At 71.4% G+C, this 21,972-nt stretch carries 18 protein-coding genes and 1 pseudogene; 9 read left to right on the top strand and 10 right to left on the bottom strand.

Going from position 1 to position 21,972, the window contains the following annotated elements:
• Positions 1 to 2: 2 nt before the first annotated feature.
• The 4 genes and pseudogenes from BIU98_RS16525 to pcp form a co-directional block, all read right to left on the bottom strand.
• Positions 3 to 734 carry a trypsin-like serine protease gene (locus BIU98_RS16525; RefSeq protein ID WP_071278958.1) on the bottom strand — a complete coding sequence of 244 codons (732 nt, stop codon included), beginning with the start codon at positions 732 to 734 and terminating at the stop codon, positions 3 to 5.
• Positions 735 to 915: 181 nt separating this feature from the next.
• A pseudogene (locus BIU98_RS16520) lies at positions 916 to 1,185 on the bottom strand (DUF1016 N-terminal domain-containing protein); the annotation flags it as partial.
• Positions 1,186 to 1,219: 34 nt separating this feature from the next.
• A complete protein-coding gene (locus tag BIU98_RS16515) occupies positions 1,220 to 2,737 on the bottom strand; it encodes an ATP-binding protein (protein WP_083393332.1) in 1,518 nt (505 codons plus the stop codon).
• Between the two features lie 46 nt (positions 2,738 to 2,783).
• Positions 2,784 to 3,434 (bottom strand): pyroglutamyl-peptidase I, encoded by a 651-nt coding sequence (gene pcp / locus BIU98_RS16510; protein WP_071278952.1) that lies wholly within the window; start codon positions 3,432 to 3,434, stop codon positions 2,784 to 2,786.
• 55 nt (positions 3,435 to 3,489) lie between these two features.
• On the opposite strand from pcp, the gene BIU98_RS16505 reads away from it, so the two are divergent.
• Positions 3,490 to 4,089, top strand: a complete 600-nt coding sequence (locus BIU98_RS16505) for a hypothetical protein (protein WP_071278950.1) — start codon at positions 3,490 to 3,492, stop codon at positions 4,087 to 4,089.
• A 67-nt stretch (positions 4,090 to 4,156) separates the two neighbouring features.
• Positions 4,157 to 5,629, top strand: coding sequence for a GAF domain-containing serine/threonine-protein kinase (locus tag BIU98_RS16500; RefSeq protein ID WP_139200793.1), 1,473 nt, complete (start codon positions 4,157 to 4,159; stop codon positions 5,627 to 5,629).
• Positions 5,630 to 5,775: 146 nt separating this feature from the next.
• Here BIU98_RS16500 and BIU98_RS16495 read toward each other — a convergent pair whose 3' ends face one another.
• The 5 genes from BIU98_RS16495 to BIU98_RS16475 form a co-directional block, all read right to left on the bottom strand.
• Positions 5,776 to 6,699 (bottom strand): ROK family protein, encoded by a 924-nt coding sequence (locus BIU98_RS16495; protein WP_175481396.1) that lies wholly within the window; start codon positions 6,697 to 6,699, stop codon positions 5,776 to 5,778.
• On the bottom strand, positions 6,696 to 8,399 hold the full coding sequence (locus BIU98_RS16490) for an ABC transporter ATP-binding protein (RefSeq protein WP_071278944.1): 1,704 nt from the start codon (positions 8,397 to 8,399) through the stop codon (positions 6,696 to 6,698). Before BIU98_RS16490 ends, BIU98_RS16495 begins: the two co-directional genes overlap by 4 nt.
• Positions 8,396 to 9,292: an ABC transporter permease gene (locus BIU98_RS16485; protein WP_071278941.1), complete on the bottom strand. Its 897-nt coding sequence runs from the start codon at positions 9,290 to 9,292 to the stop codon at positions 8,396 to 8,398. The genes BIU98_RS16490 and BIU98_RS16485 overlap by 4 nt, the downstream gene beginning before the upstream one ends.
• The gene (locus BIU98_RS16480; RefSeq protein WP_071278938.1) at positions 9,289 to 10,248 is read right to left on the bottom strand and encodes an ABC transporter permease; all 960 of its coding nucleotides are present in this window, start codon (positions 10,246 to 10,248) and stop codon (positions 9,289 to 9,291) included. Before BIU98_RS16480 ends, BIU98_RS16485 begins: the two co-directional genes overlap by 4 nt.
• 98 nt (positions 10,249 to 10,346) lie before the next feature.
• The gene (locus BIU98_RS16475) at positions 10,347 to 12,143 is read right to left on the bottom strand and encodes a peptide ABC transporter substrate-binding protein (RefSeq protein ID WP_071278935.1); all 1,797 of its coding nucleotides are present in this window, start codon (positions 12,141 to 12,143) and stop codon (positions 10,347 to 10,349) included.
• A 216-nt stretch (positions 12,144 to 12,359) separates the two neighbouring features.
• On the opposite strand from BIU98_RS16475, the gene BIU98_RS16470 reads away from it, so the two are divergent.
• The 4 genes from BIU98_RS16470 to BIU98_RS16455 all read left to right on the top strand — a co-directional run bounded on the left by BIU98_RS16470 (position 12,360) and on the right by BIU98_RS16455 (position 16,869).
• Positions 12,360 to 13,544 (top strand): ROK family protein, encoded by a 1,185-nt coding sequence (locus BIU98_RS16470; RefSeq protein ID WP_071278933.1) that lies wholly within the window; start codon positions 12,360 to 12,362, stop codon positions 13,542 to 13,544.
• The gene (locus BIU98_RS16465) at positions 13,537 to 15,129 is read left to right on the top strand and encodes a M81 family metallopeptidase (protein WP_083393349.1); all 1,593 of its coding nucleotides are present in this window, start codon (positions 13,537 to 13,539) and stop codon (positions 15,127 to 15,129) included. Before BIU98_RS16470 ends, BIU98_RS16465 begins: the two co-directional genes overlap by 8 nt.
• Entirely contained in the window at positions 15,126 to 15,884 is a 759-nt protein-coding gene (locus tag BIU98_RS16460; RefSeq protein WP_071278930.1) for a copper homeostasis protein CutC, read from the top strand. Before BIU98_RS16465 ends, BIU98_RS16460 begins: the two co-directional genes overlap by 4 nt.
• Before the next feature lie 100 nt (positions 15,885 to 15,984).
• A complete protein-coding gene (locus BIU98_RS16455; protein ID WP_071278927.1) occupies positions 15,985 to 16,869 on the top strand; it encodes a DUF808 domain-containing protein in 885 nt (294 codons plus the stop codon).
• 548 nt (positions 16,870 to 17,417) lie between these two features.
• Here BIU98_RS16455 and BIU98_RS16450 read toward each other — a convergent pair.
• The gene (locus BIU98_RS16450) at positions 17,418 to 17,681 is read right to left on the bottom strand and encodes a hypothetical protein (protein WP_139200792.1); all 264 of its coding nucleotides are present in this window, start codon (positions 17,679 to 17,681) and stop codon (positions 17,418 to 17,420) included.
• A gap of 74 nt (positions 17,682 to 17,755) precedes the next feature.
• Here BIU98_RS16450 and BIU98_RS16445 point away from each other — a divergent pair, with 74 nt between their 5' ends.
• The 3 genes from BIU98_RS16445 (at position 17,756) to BIU98_RS16435 (ending at position 21,844) form a co-directional block, all read left to right on the top strand.
• On the top strand, positions 17,756 to 18,193 hold the full coding sequence (locus BIU98_RS16445; RefSeq protein ID WP_071278923.1) for a MarR family winged helix-turn-helix transcriptional regulator: 438 nt from the start codon (positions 17,756 to 17,758) through the stop codon (positions 18,191 to 18,193).
• Positions 18,194 to 18,394: 201 nt separating this feature from the next.
• A complete protein-coding gene (locus BIU98_RS16440) occupies positions 18,395 to 19,849 on the top strand; it encodes an MATE family efflux transporter (protein ID WP_071278921.1) in 1,455 nt (484 codons plus the stop codon).
• Between the two features lie 240 nt (positions 19,850 to 20,089).
• The gene (locus tag BIU98_RS16435; protein ID WP_139200791.1) at positions 20,090 to 21,844 is read left to right on the top strand and encodes a PQQ-binding-like beta-propeller repeat protein; all 1,755 of its coding nucleotides are present in this window, start codon (positions 20,090 to 20,092) and stop codon (positions 21,842 to 21,844) included.
• The last annotated feature ends 128 nt before the right edge of the window (positions 21,845 to 21,972 follow it).

Raw genomic sequence — 21,972 nt, 5'->3', positions numbered from 1 at the left:
GTTCAGATGCCGGCCGTGGACCGGATCCAGGAGGCGGACTGCGTGAGCAGTGCGTAGTTCGACCCGGCCGACGTGTTCGCGCCGGGGTCGGCGCTGTCGCCGGTCGAGCAGACGGCGACGACCTTGCCGCCGACCAGCAGCGGCCCGCCGGAGTCCCCGTGGTTGGAGGCACCGCTCACGCCCGTGACGTGCTGCGCTCGGCCGCCGAAGGCGTCGGTGCTGGCTCCGGTGAGGGAGACGCTCGCCTGGTACAGGCCGTCGGACTGGACCGCGTTCGCCCGCAGGCCGTAGCCCTGGATCGTGCCCGTGCCGGTCGACTTCGCCGTCGCTGCCAGGTCGAGCGGCGCGTACGAGGACAGGGCGTGCGCGCTCCGCAGGTGCACGAGGGCGATGTCCCCGGTCGGGGCCGCGCTGACCCGGTCGACCGCGACGGGCGTCCCCCGGTTGACCGTGGAGTTGGAGTGGTAGACGTTCATCGCGCCGATGCCGTCGATGCAGTGGCGGGCGGTGAGCACCCAGGAACCGGAGACCTGTTCGCCGGTGCAGGTGCTGACGTAGCCGGAGGGGATGGAGCCCCCGGAAGCTTCGAGCTGGACGGCCCAGGCGGTGGACGGGGCCTTCTCCCCGCCGACGACGTGGGGGCTGGCGGTCAGGGCCGAGGCGGGGGCGGCGGCGAACACGCCACCGGTGACGACGACGACCGCGGCGAACGCGGCTGCGATGGACTTCTTCATGACGACTCCTCTGTCGGACGAAGCAGGGTCGTTGCAGTGTGCAACTGGTTGCATCCTGACCCTGGTCGGCGGAGGGCACCAGTCCGCACTTCGACGGACGGGGCTCGTCCGCGGTCGGCGGCTCGGCCCCCGCGAGTCAGAACGGCCCGCCTTCGAGGAGCGCCCCTGCTCCATCAAGCGCGGCGGCGTTCGCGGCGTACCAGTCGCGGAGGTCGTGGTCGTCGAGGCGATCGAGGAGGACGGTGATGTGACCCCAGGGCAGTTGTCCAACAGGCTGTTGGACAACTTCCTGCTCGGACCACTCCCGGGCAAAGCGGCGCATGGAGAACAGGTTCGCGCGCGAGAACCCCTTCATGTCCGGGAACTCTGCCCGCAGATCCGCGGCGAGGCGTCCGATGACGTTGCTCCCCCACCCGTCGCCGCCCTGGCGCTGCAGGATCGTCGAGCCGATGCGGCGGCGATCAACGAGTCGGAAGGGCCGGGTCTCAGCGGAGTGGGCTGTCGTCGTCGTCCTCGTCGAGGGCGTCGAGGGCCTCCGCGGGCACGATCACGGGGAAACCGGGCTCGCCCTGGCCGGCGACGAACGCGAAGTCGACCATGTCCTCGGTCTCGATCCCGCTCTCGTCCTCGTCGTCGGTGCCGCGCGTGCCGAGCAGCTTCCGCGTCAGCGCCGAGCGTGCGGTCAGCAGGGACTCGAGCGCGTCGAGCAGGTCCGCGTCCGAGGGCTCACCACCGCGCATCGCCGCACCCAGGACGCTCCGCCGCATGAGCTCCTTCGCGAAGGAGCCCGTCGTGCCCTCAGCGCCTTCGGCTGCCTGGGCGAGGGCCTCGTCGGAGAACGGCAGCGCGCCCGCGTAGCGACGGAAGAGCCGCGTCCGCTCGGGCAGGCCAGGGAGCGGGACCTCCACGGCGAGGTCCACTCGTCCGGGCCGGTCGGCGAGCGCCCGTTCGAGCACGGACACCCGGTTCGTCGTCATCACGAAGGCCACGTCGGCGTCTCCGTCCAGGCCGTCGAGCGCGTCGAGCACCTCGAACAGCAGCGGCTGGGGCGTCATGTCGCGCTCCATGGCGACGAGGTCGATGTCCTCCAGCACGACGATGGACGGCTGGAAGGTACGGGCGACCTCGGCAGCTGCACCGATCGCCGCGATGCTCGAACCGGTGAGGAGCACCGCGGTGACGCCCTCGGTCCGGTGCAGCAGGTGCCGGATCGTCAGGGTCTTGCCGGTGCCGGGCGGGCCGTAGAGCAGGACCCCGCGCTTCAGGTGCTGCCCGGCGGCCAGGAGCGCCTCGCGCTGTTCACCGATCCCGACCACGTGCGCGACGACCTCGTCGAGCACCCCGTCAGCCAGCACCACGTCGTCCGCGGTCGTCTCGGGCCGCCGGAGGAAGGTCGCACCGGCGTCGGCGCCGTACTGCGACTGGACGAACGAGAGCACCTGGCCGCGCAGCACGCTTCGCTCGATCATCAGCGCGCGGACCCTGGCGAGGAAGGTCGTCGCGAGGTCCTGGTCGACGGCGAGCACCTCGAGCATGGCGGTCGACCGGCCGTACTCGGGCTTCGCGCCGCGCTGCAGGACGACGACCGGTGCTCCCTCGAAGGTGATGAGGCGCAGCCCGAAGGAGACCACGCGCCGTGTCGTGTCCGGGCCGGTGGCACGGGCGGCGTAGCTCACGGGGCCGAGCGACCACCGCGTGTGGGCGTGCGCGACGAACTCGCTGATCGAGCTGTGGAAGCGGCCGTCGTCCCCGGCGATGCCGACGAGCCCGTCCGGGTCGGGCCCGGTCAGTTCGTCGAGCGCGATGTCGGCGTCGACCAACCGGTGGTCGGCCAGCTCCTCGGTCACCACGGGGATCGTCTGCGGATCGACGCCGAGGTGCTCGCGGAGCCGCTCGCCGATCGGGGTCAGCGTGGCTCGCTGCTCCGTCGCCGCGAGTTCGTTCGCGTGGTCGAGGAAGCGTGCGAAGGCACGCATGAGGTCCCGGTCTGCATCGTCGAGCACGAGTGCATCCTGGCAGGACCCGCTGCCCCTGACCAGGGCCGGTCGGCTAGTGCTCGGCGCCGCCGACGAGGACCGCGTCGGCCGCGGGGTCGAGGCTCTCGCGGACGGCGACCTCGAGCGCGGTGACGATGTCGGCCAGCGGCAGCGTCGGGACGTCGCTGGTGGCCGACTCCGGCGTCGCGGGGACGTGCACGAACCCGGCGCGGAAGGACTCGTTCGCCGCGATCGACATGAGCTCGTAGAAGGCGTGGTTGCAGGTGAAGGTGCCCGCCGTGTTCGAGACGGACGCGCTGACACCGGCCTCGGTCGCGGCGCGGACGATGCGCTTGATCGGCAGGGTCGTCAGGAAGCCGTCCGGCCCGCGCTGGTCGATGGGTTCGTCGATCGGCTGGGCACCAGAGTTGTCCGGGATGCGGGCGTCGTCGACGTTGACCGCGACGCGCTCGGGCGTGACGGCGTCGCGACCTTCGGCGACGCCGGTCGCGATGACGAGGTCGGGGCGGTGCTCGGTGATCGCCGCGACGAGTGCCGCGCGGACCTCGGCGAAGACGACGGGCAGCTGCTCCACGACGACGGTGCCGGGGCCGTCCCACGCCTCGGCGACCGCCTGGACGGCGTCCCACGACGGGTTCCGCTCGGCACCACCGAAGGGCTCGAACGCGGTCAGGAGGACGACAGGTGCTGCATTGGTGGCCACGTCCTCGATGCTACGTCGCTGACATCGCCCGCGCCCGGTCAGTAGCGTCGACCTCGTGGCAGCGGGCTGGATCGCGTTCGAAGACGCACCGAAGCACCGCTTGACCCGTGCCCGGGTGCAGCGGTTCATCGTGATCGTCCTCGTCCTCGGGCCGCTCTCGGTGTTCTTCTCCCGGGGTGGTGACTCTCCGTTCCAGGAGCTCGGCTGGGTCGCGCTCCCGATCTGGTTCGGCGGCTGGTCGCTCGTCGCCCTCGTGGCCTGGCTCACCACGCGGCGGGTCACGTCCCCGTTCGCCGTGGACCTGGCTCGGGAGCGCATCCGGATCCGCGGTCGCTCCCACCGGTTCGCCGACGTCGACACGGCGCAGCTGGACCCGCCCAACAACAACGAGCGCGACGGACTGTCGCTCCAGCTCGCCGTCCATGGGAACCGCAAGGTCTCGGTCCTGATCCGGGAGGGGCGAGAGCCAGCGGTGCTCGGCGAACGCCGTGACCTGCTGCTCGCGGTCATCGCGGGCTCGTCGATCACACGGCCGAGCAGCGAGTACGACCCGACGGGGAAGTTCGCCCGCTTCAACTTCCCCGGCACGCTGGACAAGGAGGGCGCCGCTGCTGTCGTCCGATCCCCGCCGCAGGTCGACGAACCAGGCCCCTGATGGGATGATGCATCGTCAGTTCGACACACCAGCGGACCCCACCAGTCCGACCCACGACGAGGGACAGATGACACCGATGGAGGGTCAGGAGGCGCCACACGCGCTCCTCGGCGGGCGGTACCGGCTCCGGACGGTCATCGGCCGCGGTGGGATGTCGGTCGTGTACGACGCCCTCGACGAGAGCCTCGACCGGCCCGTCGCCGTGAAGGTCTTCCACCCGGGCCTGGTCGACATCGCGCGACAGGAGGCCGAGCAGGGCGTCCTGGCGTCGCTCGACCACCACAACCTGGTCAGCCTGCTCGACGCCGGCGTCGTCGAGGACGAGCACGGCACTCCGCAGCGGTTCATCGTGATGGCGCTCGTGCACGGGCAGGACCTCGAGGAGCGCCTGGGGCTCGGGCCGCTGGCCTCGCGGCACATCGCCGAGGTCGGCTACGACATGGCCGAGGCTCTCCACTACATCCACGACCGCGGCGTCGTGCACCGTGACATCAAGCCGTCGAACATCCTGCTCGTCGACTACGGCAACCGGGCCGACCGTGCCCGGGCTCGGCTGACGGACTTCGGCATCGCGCTGGCCGACGGCGTCGAACGGCTCACCGCCGACGGCGTGACGACGGGGACGGCCGCCTACCTCAGCCCGGAGCAGGCCCGCGGCGGTGACGTCGGCCCGGCGAGCGACGTCTACTCGCTCGGACTGGTGCTGCTGCAGTGCTTCACCCGCCGGCGGGAGTTCCCCGGGTCGCTCGTCGAGTCCGCGGTCGCTCGGCTGTCGCGCGACCCCGTCGTGCCGGACCCGCTGCCGACGCACTGGCAGCGCGCCCTGACCGCGATGACGGCCAGGGACCCGGCACAGCGGCCGACCGGGGAGGCCCTGGTCGGCCTGCTCCGCGACGTGGTCATCGCGGACACCACGGCCGAGGACCGTGTGGTCGACACGGACGCGCCCGGCACCGCGGCCCCCGCGACGGAGACGGACACGACGCGCAGTGCCGGACCGAGCACCGGCACCGGCACACGAACCGCCACCGGCCAACGCCCCGCCACGGGGTCGCACCCGGCGACGCTCGACCTGCTGCCCGAAGAGGCCCTGCAGCGGACCACGGCCATGGCCGCACGCCTGTTCGACGCCCCGATCGCCCTGGTCGAGGTGCTCGACGAGGACCGGGAGTGGTCGCAGTCGTACCTGGCCGAGGGCATCGACGAGGCCGCCCGCCACATCAGCTTCCGGAACGGCTTCGCCCCGGTCCCCGTCCCCGTGGTGATCCCCGACGGCTCCACGCACCCGGAGATGCGGAACAGCCCGCTCGTCACCGGGCCACTCGGCATCCGGTTCTACGTCAGCGTGCCGCTGGTCCGCCACGACGGCACCGCGATCGGCACCCTCGCCGTGCTCGACACCCGTCCGCGCACGGCGACGGAGGACGACCTGGCGAACCTCCGCGACCTGGCGGCGCTGGCGGTCTCGCAGCTCGAACTGCGCCAGGAGTCGCTCCGCTCGACGAGCGACTCGCTCCCCCTGCCGCCGCGGGCCGGCTGACCCGCGCGCGAGACTCGTCTCCGCGGACACAACTCGCGCCACCGGACGCGCGTTCTGTCCGCGGAGGCGAGACTCGCCCCGGCGTGGGGCCCGCCCGCCCGCGGCCAGCGGCCGGCCCGCCCGCCCGCCGGCGGCCAGCCGCCCGCCTACGCCAACTCGGCCGACAGCACCCGCGCCCGCACCTGCGCCGCCGCCCCGAGGGCGACCGCGTCCGACCCGAGCGTCGACGGCTCGACGCGGATCACCGCGCCGCTGACGGGCGGCTCGGCAGCGATGGCCGCCGCGATGGCCGGGGACAGCAGGTCCCAGGCCCGGGCGACCCCGCCGCCGATGACGACCGTCGTCACGTCGAGGATCCCCGCCGTGAGCAGGATGCCGCGGGCGATCCCCCACCCGGCGGTCTCGAAGACGGCGACCGCGTCGGGGTCACCCGTCCGCGCGGCGTCGGCGATCGTGTGCACCGGCAGGCGTCGTCCGGTCGCGGCCTCGTACCGTGCGGCCATGCCCCGAGCCGCCGCGATCGTCTCGAGATGTCCGTGCTGTCCGCAGGTGCAGAGTCCGTCGCCGAAGCCCGGCACGTGGCCGATCTCCCCGGCGGCTCCCCGTGGCCCGGCGAAGAGCGAGCCGCCGAGCACGAGGGCACCGCCGACCCCGGTCCCGAGGGTCATCCCGAGCACGTCGCGCTCCCCCACGACGGCCCCGGCAGCGACCTCGCCGAGCAGGAACGCGTTGACGTCGTTGTCGAGCGTGGCGGGGACACCGAACCGCTCGGACACGTGCGCGGTCACGCCGTGGCCGGCCCAGCCGGTGAACGAGTTGCCCGTCACGAGGACGGTGCCGGTGGTCGCGTCGACCACGCCGGCCGCGCCCACCCCGACACCCGCCAAGGAGGCTCGGTGCGTCTCGAGCAGGTCCGTCACCACCCCGAGTGCCGCGTCCACGATCGCTGCTCCCCCCGCGTGGGCGGGCGTCGGCAGGTCGCGTCGGTCGATCACCTCGAGCTCGGAGGTCGCCAGGACCACCTTGGTGTTCGTCCCGCCGACGTCGATGCCGGCGAGCACCCGGGTCACGAGGACACCGCCGCGAGGGTGGCGAGCCGCTCGGTCCGACGCTGCCGTTGCAGCACGGGGTCCGGCACGGGCACGGCCGCCAGCAGCCGCCTGGTGTAGTCGGTCGTCGGGTGCAGCAGCGTCGTGCCGGTGGTGCCCTGCTCCTCGACGGCACCGCGGCGCATCACGACGACCCGCTCGGCGAAGTGCTGCACGACGGCGAGGTCGTGCGAGACGAACAGGCACGCGAAGCCGAACTCGGCCTGCAGCTCGGTGAGGACGTCGAGCACGGCCTCCTGCACGCTGACGTCGAGCGCCGAGGTGGGTTCGTCGGCGACGAGCAGCCGGGGCTCGAGCACCAGGGCCCGCGCCAGGCTGACGCGCTGCCGCTGCCCACCGGAGAGCTCGCGCGGCGCACGGGACGCCAGCGCCCGGGGCAGCCGGACGGCGTCGAGCACCTCGTCCACGCGCCGACGACGGTCCGCGGAGGACGTCCCCCGACGGTGCACGGCGAGCGGTTCGGCGATGCACTCGGCCACGGACATCCGGGCGTCGAGCGATGCGACGGGGTCCTGCAGCACGACGCCGATCCCGGACCGCAGCGAGCGTCGGTCGCGCCGGGGGATCCGGCGGAGGTCCTGCCCGAACAGGCGGACCTCCCCGCCGCTCGGCTTGATCAGCCCGAGGGCGACGCGCGCCGCGGTGGACTTGCCCGAGCCAGACTCACCGACCAGGCCGACGGTCTCGCCGGCGTGGACGGCGATGTCGATCCCGCTCAACGCGTGGACCGCCCGCGCCCCGCGCCCGAACATCACCGAGACGTCCCGCAGGTCGACCACCGGGGCCGAGTCGGGCCTCCCGTCCGGGTCGGACGCGACCACGGGTTCGACGGGGGCCGCTGCACGGTCGCGCGCGGCCACGGACTCGGCGGTGTCGAACCGCGGCACCGCGGCGAGCAGGCGCTTCGTGTACTCGTGTTGGGGACGGAGCAGGACGTCCTCGACGCTGCCGGTCTCGACGATCTCGCCCTGGAGCATCACGGCGACCCGGTCGGCGAAGTCCGCGACGACGCCCATGTTGTGGGTGACGAGCAGCACGCCGGTGCCGCTGTCCACCGCGAGCGCCCGGAGCAGTTCGAGGATCTCGGCCTGCACGGTGACGTCGAGCGCCGTCGTGGGCTCGTCGGCGATGAGCAGCGCCGGACTGTTCGCGATCGCCATGGCGATGACGACACGCTGGCGCTGCCCGCCGGAGAGCTGGAACGGGAACGCCTTCGCGCGCTCGGCCGGGTCGGGGATGCCGACGCGGTCGAGCAGGTCGACGGCGGCTGCTGCCGCCTCGGACGCGGAGACGGAGCGGTGGTTCCTGATGACCTCGGCGATCTGCGCGCCGACCCGGGTGAGGGGGTCGAGCGCGGTCGCGGGCTCCTGGAACACCATCGAGACGGTCTGCCCACGGAGCCCGCGCATGGCGGGTCCGGTGGCGCCGACGACCTCGTGTCCGGCGACGACCGCGCTGCCGTGGGCCGTGGCGTTGCCGGAGAGCAGGCCCATCGCGGCGAGCGCCACCGTGGACTTGCCCGAGCCGGACTCGCCGACGAGCGCGAGCGTCTCGCCGGGGGCGACGGTCAGCGAGACGCCGCGGACGGCGTCGACCGTGCCGGACTCGGTGCTGAAGGAGACCCCGAGGTCGGTCATCCGGAGGATCTGGTCGGCGGTCATCCGCGGCCCCTCACGTCGAAGGCGTCCCGCAGTCCGTCGCCCACGGCGTTGAACGCGCAGACGATGAGGATCACGGCGAGACCCGGTGGCACGATCAACCACCAGCGTCCCGAGTAGGCGGCGGTGAGGCCCGCCGAGAGCATGCCGCCCCAGTCCGTCGCCGGCGGCTGGACGCCCAGGCCGAGGTACGAGACGTAGGCGACGAGGAGGATCGCGTCGGCGACCTGGAACGTCGCGGCGACCACGATCGTGGAGACCGAGTTCGGCAGCAGGTGCTTGCCGATGGCGCGGGCGTGGGAACCGCCGATCGCGCGCAGGGTGAGCACGTAGTCGCGGTTCTTCAGCGTCAGGGTCTCGGCGCGGATCAGGCGGGACGGCACCAGCCACGACACCAGGCCGAGGATGAGGATGAGCCCGGCGACCCCCGGCGTCGTGATCGCGGAGATGACGAGCAGGATGAACAGCGCGGGGATCGCGATGCCGGCGTCGACCACGCGCATCATCACGGCGTCGACCCAGCCGCCCACGTACCCGGCGATCGAGCCCCACAGCGTGCCGACGACGGTCGCCAGGACCCCGGCGGCGATGCCGACCAGGAGCGAGACCTTGCCGCCGTACATCAGGCGGCCGAGGACGTCGTGCCCGACGGCGTCGGTGCCGAGCCAGTGCGAGCCGCTCGGGCGCTCGTTGGCCTGCTCGAGGATGGTGTGCGTCTGGTCGGTCGGGTAGAGGAAGGGGCCGACGAAGCAGAACAGCACGATGACGACGATCACGGCGAGGCCGATGACCGCGAGGGTGTTGTGCGAGAACCGGCGGGCGGCCAGGCGGAACCCGGTCGCGGCGACCGGCTCGATGAGCGGGGCACCAGGGGCTGACGGGGCGAGTTGGGTCATGCGCGGTCCGCCTTCACACGAGGATCGATGAGCGACTGCGCGACGTCGGCCACCAGGGTGCCGACGACCGTCGCGATCGAGATGACGAGGACGCAGCCGAGCAGCGTCGGGTAGTCCGAGGACTGCGCGGCGTTCCAGAACAGCAGTCCCATGCCGGGGTAGTTGAACAGCTGCTCGGTGACGAGCGCGCCGCCGAACAGCACGGGCAGGTAGTAGCCGAGCATCGCGACGACGGGCGTCAGCGAGTTCCGGAACACGTGCCGCCGCAGGATCGTGGCGGTGGAGGCCCCGCCGGCACGGGCGGTGCGGACGTAGTCCTCCTGCAGGTTCTCCAGCGTCGAGGCCCGCATGTACCGGCTGAACACGGCGATCATCGCGAGCGCGCCGGTCAGCACGGGGAGCACCAGGCCGGCCGGGTCCTGGAAGACCTCGGCGAGGGTGGTGCCGCTCGGTGCCTGCGACGGCAGCCACGGCAGCTGCTGGCTGAACACGACGATGAGGACGAGGCCGAGGAAGAACGCCGGCGTCGAGTAGAAGACGAACGCGAGCGCCGTGACCGTGTAGTCCACCGCACCGTTGCGGCGGGCCGCCTGCCACATCCCGATCGGGATCGCGACGACGAGCCCGAGGACCGCGGACAGGCCGGTCAGCACGAGGGTCTTCGGGAGCCGCTCCTGGATGAGCTGCGAGACCGGCTCGTTGAGCGTGTACGACGTGCCGAGGTCGCCGGTGAGCAGCCGCCCGAGGAACCGGACGTACTGCACGGGCAGCGGCTGGTCGAGGCCCTGCGCCTGGTTGAACGCCGCGATCTGCACCGGCGTCGCGGAGACGCCGAGGACGCCGCGGGCGGGACCGCCCGGCAGGGCGTGCAGCAGGCAGAACACGACGATCGTGACGATGAGGATCACCACGAGTGCTTGGAGCACCCGCCGGGTGAGGTAGAGGACTGTGGTCATGCGGCTTCCGTTGGTCGGTTTCTTGCCTGGTGCCAGCCGGGAGGCGCGGTGCGGGTCGGACCCGCACCGCGCCTCCAGGCCGTGGTCGCGTCAGCGACCTACTTGCTCCACGTCCACTGGGACGGGTGGAAGTTGGCCAGCGAGTCCTGCTCGAATCCGGTCAGACCGTTCTTGACGACCGAGATCTGGTAGTCCGGGCTCGGCAGCCAGATGACGGGCAGGTCCTTGGCGACCGCCTCGCTGTAGTCCTGCACCGCGGCCGAGTCGGTCGAGGTCGTGGTCGCGCTGACCAGGTCGTCGACGGACGTGTTCGAGTAGCTGCCGAAGTTGGCCGAGCCGCCGGTGGAGAACAGCGCCTCACCGGTCGGGTACGCCGGGAAGTACCAGCTGCCAGCGGTGCCGAAGAAGGACAGGTCCCACTTGCAGCTGTCCTCGTCGCTGGTGCACGTCGGGGTCTGCGACAGGACGCTCGACACCGGCGCGGTCTTGATGGTGAAGCCGATGCCGGTCTTGGCGAGCGAGGACTGGATCGCGCTCATCATGTTGTCGGTCACGGACGAGCCGGACTGCGACAGCACCTGCATGGTGAACTTCGTGCCCTCGGCGACGCCCTCGCCGCACTGGCTGTCGCCGCTGCCCGGGTCGGTGCAGACCATCGTGCCGTTCTTCTTCGTCCAGCCGTGGCTGGTCAGGAGCGCCGCGGCCTTCTTCGTGCTGAACGGGTACGGGTTGTCCTTCTGCGTCTCGGAGACGTAGTCGGAGGCCTGCGCCTGCGGGACGGGCCCGTAGGTCGGGGTGGCGGTGCCGTTGAAGACGACCTTCGACAGGCTGGTCTGGTCGACCGACATCTGCACGGCCTGGCGGGCGTAGAGCTGCTTGAAGACGGCGCCCATGGTCGGGTTGTTGAAGTTGTACGGCATGTACGTGATCGCCCAGCCGGTCCACGGCTTCACGTCGTAGCCCTTGCCCGTGAACGCGTCCTTCTGGTCCATGTCCGTGGCCTGGATGTAGCCGTAGTCGACCTCGCCGGAGCGCACCGCGTTCGTCTCGGCGTCCGCCGTCGTGAACGGCAGCAGGTTGACGGTCTTGATCTGGGCCTTCTGGCCACCGTCGTACTTCGCGTTGGCGACGAGCTGGACCTTGCCGGCGGTGGTGAACGACTTGACGCCGTACGGGCCGGAGATGGTCTTCCACAGCGGGTCGGAGTCGTAGTCCGCGATCTTGCCGGCGGCGGTGTTGATGTACTTCCAGACCTGCTTGGCGCCGGCGGGGGTCTCGTCCGCGTCGGTCACGTCGGCGTCGGCACCGGTCTTGTCCCAGGCGTGCTGCGGCAGCGGGACGACCAGGCTGAGCTGGTTGGCCAGCATCCAGTCGGAGTTGTAGGCCTTGTCGAACGTGATCGTGAAGTGGGTGTCGTCGTCGGCCTTGAATGCCGTCCAGTTGTCCGGGACCTTGCCCTCGGAGTAGGAGCCCCACTGTGCCTTGTTGGCCTTGATGAGGTTGTACCAGAACTCGACGTCGCGACTCGTGATCGGCTTGCCGTCCGACCACGTGCGGTCGCCCAGGGTCACCGTGACGCTCTTGCCGTCGCTGGCGAAGTCGGCGGCGGTGGCGATCGAGCCCTTCTTGTTCCAGGCGATCTTGCCGGTGGAGCCGTCGTACGCCACCAGGGGCTCGTACAGGGACTGCGCGATGGAGCCGTTGTTCGTGTTGAGGTGCGCTGCGGTGCCGATCGGCAGGATCCAGTTCGGCGTGAAGTTCGCCGGCAGCGCGTAGTTGATCTCGTCGGACTTCGCGTTCGTGGTGGCGGAACCGCCTCCGGAACACCCGGCGAGCAGTGCGCTCACCGCGAGCGCGGCTCCGGTGAGGAGGGCCCAGCGACGGGGCTTGGTCATGCGGACTCCTAGTGCGAGTGGTTCTGGTGGTCGGGGTTGCCACAGTCAATGGCAAAAGCCGTTGGAAAAACAAACGTTCTCGTGTAAATACTTCGTTTCTGCGGATCGGGCGAAAGGGCTCCCGGCTCCGTGGGGCGGTTAGGCTCCCGGAACGACGGCGGTTTCCGTGCCGTCATCGGCCGCAGTGCTGGTCTTCGTGCCGGATTGGAGAAAGTCGTGCCGGACCTCAGTTCTCGAGTGCTCGAGCTCGTCGCGTCCGGGCAGGCGTCGAGCCGCACCGAGATCGCGCAGCTCCTCGGTGCCGCGCCGTCGACCGTCTCGCACGTCGTCGCTCAGCTGCTCGACCACGGGATCCTCGCCGAGGAGGGCACCGACGTCTCCACCGGCGGTCGCCCCCGGAAGGTGCTCCGGATCGGCGGGGTGGACGAGTACGCCGTCGCTGCAGACGTCGGTGGCGGCCATGCGCGGGTCGGCATCGTCCTGCCTGGAGGCTCGCTCGAGTCCGTCACGAACGTCCCGTTCGCGCTCTCCGACGGCCCGACCGTCGGTCTGGCCCGACTGGCGGAGCTACTGGACTCGCTGATCGGGACCCGTGGCGCGGAGGGCCTGCGCGGCGTCGGGCTGAGCCTGCCCGGCCCGGTGGACGTCGAGGCCGGGGTGGTCGACCTGCCGAGCCGGATGCCCGGGTGGAACGGCTTCCCCGTGGCGGCGTGGCTGGAGGAGCACTTCGGGGTCCCCGCGGCCGTCGACAACGACGCGAACTGCATGGCGGCGGGCGAGCAGACCGTGCAGCCGTCGTCGCGGCGGCAGGCCATCACGATCAAGGCCGGGTCGGCGATCGGCGCCGGGATCGTCATCGACGGCCGGCTGTACCGCGGTTCGACCGGGGCCGCCGGCGACATCACGCACGTGCGGATCGACGCGGCCGGGGACACCCCGTGCTCGTGCGGCAACACCGGGTGCCTGGAGACCGTGGCGTCGGGGGCCGCCCTCGTGCGGATCCTCAGCGCGGCCGGTGTCCCGGTGTCCTCGACCGCCGACGTCGTGCGGCTCGCGTCGGACGCCGACCCCGAGGCCACCAGGGCCGTGCGCCTGGCCGGTCGGTACCTCGGCGAGGTCCTGGCCGCCAACGTGAACTTCTTCAACCCGGACGCCGTCTACCTCGGCGGCATCCTCTCCACGCTCGACCCGTTCGTCGCCGCGGTGCGGAGCCAGCTCTACGAGAGCTGCCACCCGCTCGTGACGCAGCACCTCGTCATCGAGCGCGCCTCGCTCGGTGCGGACGCGGGTCTCGTCGGCGCCGGGCAGTTCGCCCTGCAGCGGGGTCTCGCGGCCTCGTTGCAGGAGCTGTCCACGCCGATCCCCCAGTCGACCACCAGGAACAGGAGTGTCCGTGTCTGACACCGTGCCCAGTAGTTCTCCCGTTGGCTCCCCGGCCGGTTCGCCGGTCGCGTCTCCGGCCGGTTCGCCGGTCCGGCGTCCGGTCATCGCCATCGCCGGGCTGGCCATCGAGACGTCGACGTTCACGCCGACCAGGACCCAGGCCGAGGCCTTCCACCCGGACCGCGGGGACGAGGTCGTGGCCCGCTACGACTTCCTCGCCGGGCTGTCCGACGCCACCGACTTCCGCGGCGCGCTGATCGGGCACGCGCTGCCCGGCGGCATGGTGACGCGGGAGGCGTACGAGTCGCTCGCGTCCGAGATCGTGACGCGACTGACCGCGCTGGTGTCGTCGACGACCGTGGACGGCCTCTGGTTCGACATCCACGGTGCGATGGTCGTCGAGGGCCTGGACGACGCCGAGTCCGACCTGCTCGGACGCATCCGCGCGGTGATCGGCCCCGACGTCATCGTGTCAGCCTCGATGGACCTGCACGGCAACGTCACCGCCGAGCTCGCGCACCAGGTCGACCTGGTCACCTGCTACCGGATGGCCCCGCACGAGGACGCCATGGAGACGAAGGAGCGCGCCGTCCGGAACCTGGTCGACGTGCTCGCCACCCGCCCGGTCGGGTCGCAGCGTCCGGTCAAGGCCTGGGTGCCGATCCCGGTGCTGCTGCCCGGCGAGCAGACCTCGACGCGCATCGAACCCGCCGCATCGCTCTACGCCCAGGTGCCGGAGGTCGAGGCAGTGGACGGCGTGCTCGACGCTGCGATCTGGGTCGGGTACGCGTGGGCCGACCAGCCGCGCGACCGTGCCGTCACCGTCGTCACCGGATGGGACCGTGACGCCGTGGCCGCCGGGGCCGAGCGACTGGCACGCGCGTTCTGGGACGTCCGCGAGGACTTCGTCTTCGTGGCCCCGACGGGTTCGTTCGCCGAGTGCCTCGACGCCGCGGTCGCCCCCGGCGCCGCCCGGCCGTACTTCGTCTCGGACTCGGGCGACAACCCGACCGCCGGCGGGTCCGGTGACATGACGTGGGGGCTGACGGAGGTGCTCGCACGGCCGGAGTTCCGGTCGGCGGACGGCCCGACCGTCATCTACGCGAGTGTCCCCGGCCCAGACGCCGTCGCCACGGCGGTCGCCGCGGGCGTCGGTGCGACCGTCACCGTGACCGCGGGTGCGGCGGTCGACGACGTCCACGCCGGACCGATCACCATGACCGGCCGCGTGCACGCGATCAAACACGGGGACCGCGACGCTGAGACCGAGGTCGTGCTGCAGGTCGGCAGCGTGTTCGCCATCCTCACGACGTACCGGAAGCCGTACCACCACGAGCACGACTTCACGGACCTCGACCTCGCCCCGCGCCAGGCGGACGTCGTCATCGTGAAGATCGGGTACCTCGAGCCGGAGCTGTTCGACATGGCGGCCGACTGGATGCTCGCGCTGACGCCAGGTGGGGTCGACCAGGACCTCGAGCGCCTGGGGCACCACCGGATCGCGCGCCCGATGTTCCCGTACGATCGGGTGTTCCCGTCGGCGCCCGACCTCGGTGCCCGGATCATCCCGCCCTCGAACGAACCGCTCGGAGCCATCGCGTGACCTCTGCCACTCCCGACTCCCCGGTCTCCCTCGAGATCGCCGTCACCTCGCCCGCGGGGGCGGTCGTCGCCCGCGACGGCGGCGCCGACCGGGTCGAGCTCTGCGTCGGGCTCGAACTCGGTGGGCTGACCCCGTCGCAGGGGCTCGTCGAGGCCGCGGTCGCGACGGGCATCCCCGTGCACGCCCTGGTCCGGTGCCGCCCGGGTGGCTTCGTCTACGACGCCGACGAGGTCGAGCTGATGGACCGCGAGCTCGAGGCCGTCGTGCGCTCGGGCGTGGCCGGCGTCGTCGTCGGTGCGCTCGGCGCGGACGGGTCGCTCGACCTCGACGTCCTGCGACGCTTCGTCGGCACCGCCCGCGCACTACGGAACGACGTCGAGGTCACCCTGCACCGGGCGATCGACCACGCGGCGGACCCCGTCGCCGCCGTCGCGCTGCTCGCCGACCTCGGGTTCACCCGGGTCCTGACCTCGGGCGCCGCCCCCACCGCCCTCACCGGCGCGGCGACGATCGCCCGCATGGTGTCGGCTGCCGGGCCCGTGCAGGTCATGGCCGGCGCCGGGGTCATCCCCGCGGACGTACCGGCCCTGGTCGCCACCGGTGCCGCCGCCGTGCACCTCTCCGCGAAGCGCCCGGCCGCTGACAGCGCTCACGCGGGCGTGCCGATGGGCGGGGCCGACGACGGTTCCGCGCACTTCGTGACCGACAGCGACGTGGTCCGGGCAGCGCGGGCTGCGCTCAGCACCACCACCTGAGTGAACCAATAGGGTTCTCCTCATGCAGGTAGCTCCCTCCCGTCCCGCCGTCGACGACGTCCGCTGCGCCGCGCGCGCCGCCTGAGACCGGGAACCGCACATGTCCGTTGGACTGCTCGCCGTCGTCGACGACATCCTCTCCGCCGCGCTCAAGGCGAGCGCGAAGACCGCCGGGGTCGTCATCGACGACGCCGCCGTCACCCCGCAGTACGTGCAGGGACTCGCGCCCGCTCGGGAGCTCCCCGTCGTCGGGCGCATCGCCCTCGGCAGCCTGTTCAACAAGTTCGTCATCATCATCCCGGTGGCGCTGCTGCTGTCGTCGTTCGCGCCGTGGGTGCTGCCGTGGCTGCTCGTCATCGGTGGCACCTACCTCTGCTTCGAGGGCGCCGAGAAGGTCGCGGAGTGGTTCGGCCACCACCACGTCTCCGCCGGGGACGACTCCCGCGACGAACGCAAGCTCGTGTTCGGCGCGATCCGGACCGACCTGATCCTCAGCACCGAGATCATGCTCATCGCCCTCGCCAGCCTCGACCCCGACATGGGCTTCTGGCTGACCCTCGGCGCGCTGGCGCTCATCGCCCTCGGCATGACCGCGCTCGTCTACGGCGCGGTGGCACTCCTGGTGAAGATCGACGACGTCGGGCTGCGGCTCATGGAGCACCCCTCCCAGGGGCTGCGGCGGTTCGGTGACGGCATCGTGCGCTCGATGCCCGCCGTGTTCCGCACGATCGGCATCGTCGGGACCGTCGCGATGCTCTGGGTCGGTGGGCACCTCGTGATCGCGAACCTCGCCGAGACGTTCTGGCACGGGCCGTACGACCTGCTGCACGTCATCACCCACGCGGTGGAGCCCGCCGGGCCCGTCGTCGAGTGGTTCGCGGACACCGCGTCCTCGGCCGTGTTCGGTCTCGCGCTCGGTGCCATCGTCGTGCTCGTCGTCACCGGCATCCGCCGCCTGCGTCCCGCGCCGACCACCGCGCACTGACGCAGCCGCTCCCCGCCCGCCCTCGAGACGCCGGCGTCTCACTCCTCCGGGTCCGCCCCTCCGCGCGAGACACCGGCGTCTCGGAGAACCCGTACGCGCACCACGTCGAAACACCGGCGTCTCAGCGACAAGGTTCATCGAGACACCGGCGTCTCACCGAAACACCTCCGAGTACCCGAGACGCCGCCGAAAACCACGGCGTCTCGCCGACATCGAGGCGTCTCACACTGACACCGGCGTCTCGCTGAACCCGCGCCCGCACCACGTCGAGGCACCGGCGTCTCGGCGACAAGGTTCATCGAGACACCGGCGTCTCACCGAGACACCTCCGAGCACCCGAGACGCCGCCGAAAACCACGGCGTCTCGCCGACATCGAGGCGTCCCACACTGACACCGGCGTCTCGCCCCCACACGCCGGCGTTTCACCCCCACACACCGGCGCCTCGCGCACCGGCGGCCCCCACACGCCGGCGTCTCGCGCACCGGCGGCCCCCACACGCCGGCGTCTCGACGACGACCCGCGTCTCACTCGCACGCCGGCGATCGGTCATCTGCTCCGGCGACGCTGGACGTGCACGACGATCAGCGCCGCCCAGGCGAAGCCGGCCAGCATCGCGAACGACAGGAACGTACCGAGGGCGATGAAGACGACCCGCTGCGGCCCTTCGCCGACCGAGGCCGAGGGCACCTGCTGCATGAGCGAGACCAGCCACAGCGGCAGTGCGACAGCGCAGAGCGACAGCGCGATGGCCACGACCAGCAGCACGATGACCCACCACGGCCTCTGCCGGCGCTGATGCTCTGTGGTCATCCTCCGACCGAACCAGAACGACCTGGACACCAGATCGGTTGACAGTTAGAGATCGAACACTTAGAGTTCTGATCATGCAGGCACCGCACTTCGACACACCCCTCCAGCTCATGCGCTGGATCGGGTGGGCCCAGCGCAAGGGCGCCGAGGAGTGGGTGCGGGAGCGCGAGCTCTCGCACGAGCAGAGCTTCGTGCTCGGCTACCTGCAGCAGAACCCGGGCGCCATCCAGCGCGACATCGCCGAGATGACCCGGACCAGTGCGGCCAGCGTGTCGAGCCTCCTGCAGGGGCTCGAGAAACGGGGCCTCATCGAACGACGAGCCGACGCCGGCAACGCCCGGACGAAGCTCGTGTACGCCACACCCACCGGCATCGACCTGATCGCCGGGTTCGAGGACGCGATGCTCGCCCTCGACGACCGCCTGCTCGCCCCGCTCAGTCCGGACGAGCGCGCCACGCTCCGCGACCTCCTGCTCAAGGTGACCGCCGAGCTGCCGGAACCCTCCCGGTAACTGCAGCCGAGCCTCCCGGCCGTCCGCCGGAGGCGCCAGCCTGCCCACGCGACGGCCCCGCCGGAACCGTCCATCGCACCACGCGACGGCCCTGCCGGACCTGACCGCGCCACCACGCGACGACCCCTGCCGTCGCGCCATCAGCCATGCCGTGCCGGCCCTCGTCGGCGCGCGCTCAGCCCTGCCCGGAAGGGGACAGCCATGAGCACCACCGGAACCAGCACCAGCACCAGCCCCACCACCACCACCGCAGCGGAGAAGAACCGCTGGTACCTCTCCGCTGCCCCGATCGCCAGAGCCCTCGTGCACCTGTGTGTGCCGATGGCCGCGGCGATGGTCGTCAGCGCCCTGTACAACGTCATCAACGCGGGCTTCATCGGCGCGCAGCACGACACCTCGCTGCTGGCGGCGATCACCTTCGGCACGCCGCTGCTCGGGCTGGTGATGGCGGTCGGCGGCGTGTTCGGCGTCGGCGGCAGCTCGCTCATGTCGCGGTTGCTCGGCGCCTCCGAGCACGACCCCGCGAAGGCCGGCGAGATCAAGCACGTCGCGTCCTTCGCCGTCTGGGGGTCGGTCGTGACGGGCATCGTGCTCGGCGGCCTCGGGCTGCTGTTCCTCCGGCCCCTGGTCGGCCTGCTCGGGGCGGATGCGGCGGCGGTGCCCGCGACCAGCGCCTACGTCAGCGTGATGCTCGCCTTCGTGCCGGTGCTCGCCGCGTCGTTCTGTCTCGAGCAGATGATCCGGGCCGAGGGGGCAGCGCGGCAGGCGATGGTCGGGCTCATCCTGTCGACCGTCGGGAACCTGGTGTTCGACGTGCTGTTCATCCTGGTGCTGCACTGGGGCGTCGCCGGGGCCGCGCTCGCGGTGGGGCTGGCGAACCTCGTGAGCATCGTCTACTGGGTGCGCTGGCTCGAGACCCACAGCGAGAACGTCAGCCTGTCGCTCCGCTGGTTCACGCTCCGTCGCTCGGTCCTGCAGCCGGTGTTCGGCATCGGCGTCAGCGAGCTGCTGCAGGCCGGGTTCCTCATCGTCACGACCCTCGTGCTCAACAACCTGGCTGCCCAGTACGGCGACGACCCGCTGGCTGCGATGGGCGTCGCCGTCCGGATCGCCCAGGTGCCGGAGTTCCTGGTGATGGGTGTCACGATCGGGGTCCTGCCGCTGCTGGCCTACGCGTACGGCAAGGGCGACCGGGAACGCCTGCGCTCGGCGCTGCGGGCATCGGCACTGACGGTCGGGGCGATCGTGCTGCTGTTCTCCGGCACCGTCTTCGTCTTCCGGGAGCAGGTCTTCACCGTCTTCTCCTCGGACCACTCGGTGTTGGCCATCGGCCTGACGATCCTGGTCGCGCAGCTCGTCGCCACGGTGGTGAACGGGTTCACGGGGCTGTTCACGTCGCTGTTCCAGGCGGCGGGGCTCGCGACGCCGGCGATCGCGATGTCGCTGGCGCAGGGCGTGCTGTTCATCCCGATCGTCCTGCTCGGCAACCTCTGGTTCGGGCTCGCCGGCATCATCTGGGCGCTGACGATCACCGAGGTCCTGGTCTTCCTGGCCGGCGTCGTCATCTGGCTGGCGGCCCGGGGCCGCATCGACCGCGGACTCGACGCGGGCAGCGCGGAGCGCGCCGAGGCGGTGCTGGAACAGGCGGCGGCCTGACGGGCGGGGCCCGTCCGCATCGAGGGAGCAGAAGACGTCGGGTGCGCGCGAACCACTCGACGTCTTCTGCTCCCTCGTTGACGGCGAGCGAACCGGGCCGGACGGGAGGCGCGGTGCCAGCTGGCGCAGACCCCCCCGTTCTGGGTGCGGGCGCGTCAACAGGCGCCCGGACGTGAGGCTCTGTCGTGGATAAGGTTCGTGGTGTCGTTCCCGACCGACACCCGCAGATCGGAGCTCTCCATGTCCTGGCGTCCACGTCTCGTCGCACTCACCACGACGGCGCTGCTGCTCGGAGCGCTGGCCGTACCCACGCCAGCCGCTGCCGCCTCGATCACGCCGGGACATGCTGCTCCGCCGGCGTCTGGCACGAACGCCATCGGAGCCGGGATCGATGGTGCGAACCAGAACGCTCAGCTCGGTGAGACACTCCCGGCGACGATCGCTCCGAGCTGGCGCAACGCCCCCGCACACTGCCCGTCGTCCGGCACCGTCGCTACGAAGTCCATCGGTGTGACGAGGACGTCGACCGTCGTCTTCGAGGCTCAGTTCAGCTGCACCAGCGTCTCGGCCTACAGCACGGCCACCGGCACTCTGCTGTGGCGGAAACAGTACGGCGCGGCGAAGTCCGCGACGGTCGCCGGCGGCAAGGTCTTCGTGGTCCACACGGCGGTGAACGCCAAGACCGGCGCGGAGACCGGCAGGCTCGACGCGCTGTCGGAGCAGACCGGCAAGAAGCTCTGGAGCACGTTCCGTGGTGGTTCGGTCGACTGGGTCGTCAGCGCGGGCTCGGGCTTGGTCGCCAACGAACACTCGGTGCTGTCCGCTGCCACGGGCAGGAGCAAGTTCGACATCCCCTTCCCGTCAGAGCACGGCTGGACGCTGATCGGCGGCGGCCGAGTGTTCTTCGCGAACAGCGCGGGCGTGCAGGCGTTCGACACGTCGGGGCGTGAACTCTGGAACCTCGTCTACCCGAAGGGCGTCCAGGCGGGTTCCCCCGACTACAACCTCAACCGGGTACGTCCGTCCTTGCACGACGGGCTGCTCTACCTGCCAGGGGCCGAGACCATCGTCGTCGGTGCCAAGAGCGGTCGCCTGGTGCGGATGATCCCCAGGTCTGAGTACTCGATGGCCTTCGACGGCAAGATCGGCTTCGTCACGAGCATCGGCAGCACCGGGACACCCGCGACGCCCTCGACTGTCAGTGCCGTCGGGCTCAAGACCGGCAGGGTGATCTGGACCCACCGCCTGCCCATGGACTCGATCTTCCCCACCTCTCCCCTCGCCGCCCCGGTCGTCTCGAACGGCATCGTCTGGCTGAGCTCCGCGAGCGGCTCGTCGGACCCGGCATCGATCGTCGCCCTCGACGAGGTGACCGGCGCGCAGCGCAGCGAGACGATCGACCCCTGCACGGACGGAGGACACGAAGGCAACCTGGCAGTGGCACAGCACCGGCTGTTCGTCGCGACCAACTGTGGCGTCCAGACCTACGTGCCCACGGACGCGGTGCCGACACGGGTCACACCCGGGGAACTCCTCCAGGACCCAGGCTTCGAGCACGGTACGGACGCGTGGGGGACGATCGGCGCCGGTACGATCGCGCGGACCCCATCACCCGTCCATGGTGGGTCCAGTGCCGTCACGATCACGCCGGACTCGACCGCGCCAGGGGCGGTGGGGGCCTCGAGGACCATCACCACCAACAGCATCCGGATCGGCGGCTACCGGGCCTCGTGTTGGGTGAAGCCGAGCACCAGTGGCATGTCCGCCGCGCTCCGGTCGGCTGAGTGGAGCGCGGACGCGCCGCCGGCCGCGCTGCCGACGGGGTGGGACGTCGAGGAACTCGCCGTTGGTGTCTGGACCCGCCTGTCGACGCAGCACACGTTGTGGGAGAACGGGAAGACCGTCGCGATGCAGGTGTACTCGGCCAACGCTTCCGAGACAGGCGGCTCGCTGACCGTTGACGACTGCTCGATCACCGGCGGCCCCACGCACTGAGCGCCGCGACGGCGGCGCGCGGTGACGGGCTGGCGGACCACCGGACGGGAGGCTCGGTGCCAGCTGGCACCTGGGCCCACGCCGGCCGGTCCCGGACCGACGCGCCAGCGGCGGGTCGGCCGTGACCG

The organism is Curtobacterium sp. MMLR14_010, from assembly GCF_001865015.1.
GTDB lineage: Bacteria > Actinomycetota > Actinomycetes > Actinomycetales > Microbacteriaceae > Curtobacterium.
Note: the sequence above shows the minus strand (reverse complement) of the source record. Positions and strands in the feature narration are given on the sequence as shown.

Coding starts and splice junctions, on each gene's coding strand:
- BIU98_RS16525 (WP_071278958.1), bottom strand. CDS start 734: ATGAAGAAGTCCATCGCAGCCGCGTTCGCCGCGGTCGTCGTCGTCACC.
- BIU98_RS16500 (WP_139200793.1), top strand. CDS start 4,157: ATGACACCGATGGAGGGTCAGGAGGCGCCACACGCGCTCCTCGGCGGG.
- BIU98_RS16490 (WP_071278944.1), bottom strand. CDS start 8,399: ATGACCGCCGACCAGATCCTCCGGATGACCGACCTCGGGGTCTCCTTC.
- BIU98_RS16485 (WP_071278941.1), bottom strand. CDS start 9,292: ATGACCCAACTCGCCCCGTCAGCCCCTGGTGCCCCGCTCATCGAGCCG.
- BIU98_RS16480 (WP_071278938.1), bottom strand. CDS start 10,248: ATGACCACAGTCCTCTACCTCACCCGGCGGGTGCTCCAAGCACTCGTG.
- BIU98_RS16475 (WP_071278935.1), bottom strand. CDS start 12,143: ATGACCAAGCCCCGTCGCTGGGCCCTCCTCACCGGAGCCGCGCTCGCG.
- BIU98_RS16455 (WP_071278927.1), top strand. CDS start 15,985: ATGTCCGTTGGACTGCTCGCCGTCGTCGACGACATCCTCTCCGCCGCG.
- BIU98_RS16450 (WP_139200792.1), bottom strand. CDS start 17,681: ATGACCACAGAGCATCAGCGCCGGCAGAGGCCGTGGTGGGTCATCGTG.
- BIU98_RS16445 (WP_071278923.1), top strand. CDS start 17,756: ATGCAGGCACCGCACTTCGACACACCCCTCCAGCTCATGCGCTGGATC.
- BIU98_RS16440 (WP_071278921.1), top strand. CDS start 18,395: ATGAGCACCACCGGAACCAGCACCAGCACCAGCCCCACCACCACCACC.
- BIU98_RS16435 (WP_139200791.1), top strand. CDS start 20,090: ATGTCCTGGCGTCCACGTCTCGTCGCACTCACCACGACGGCGCTGCTG.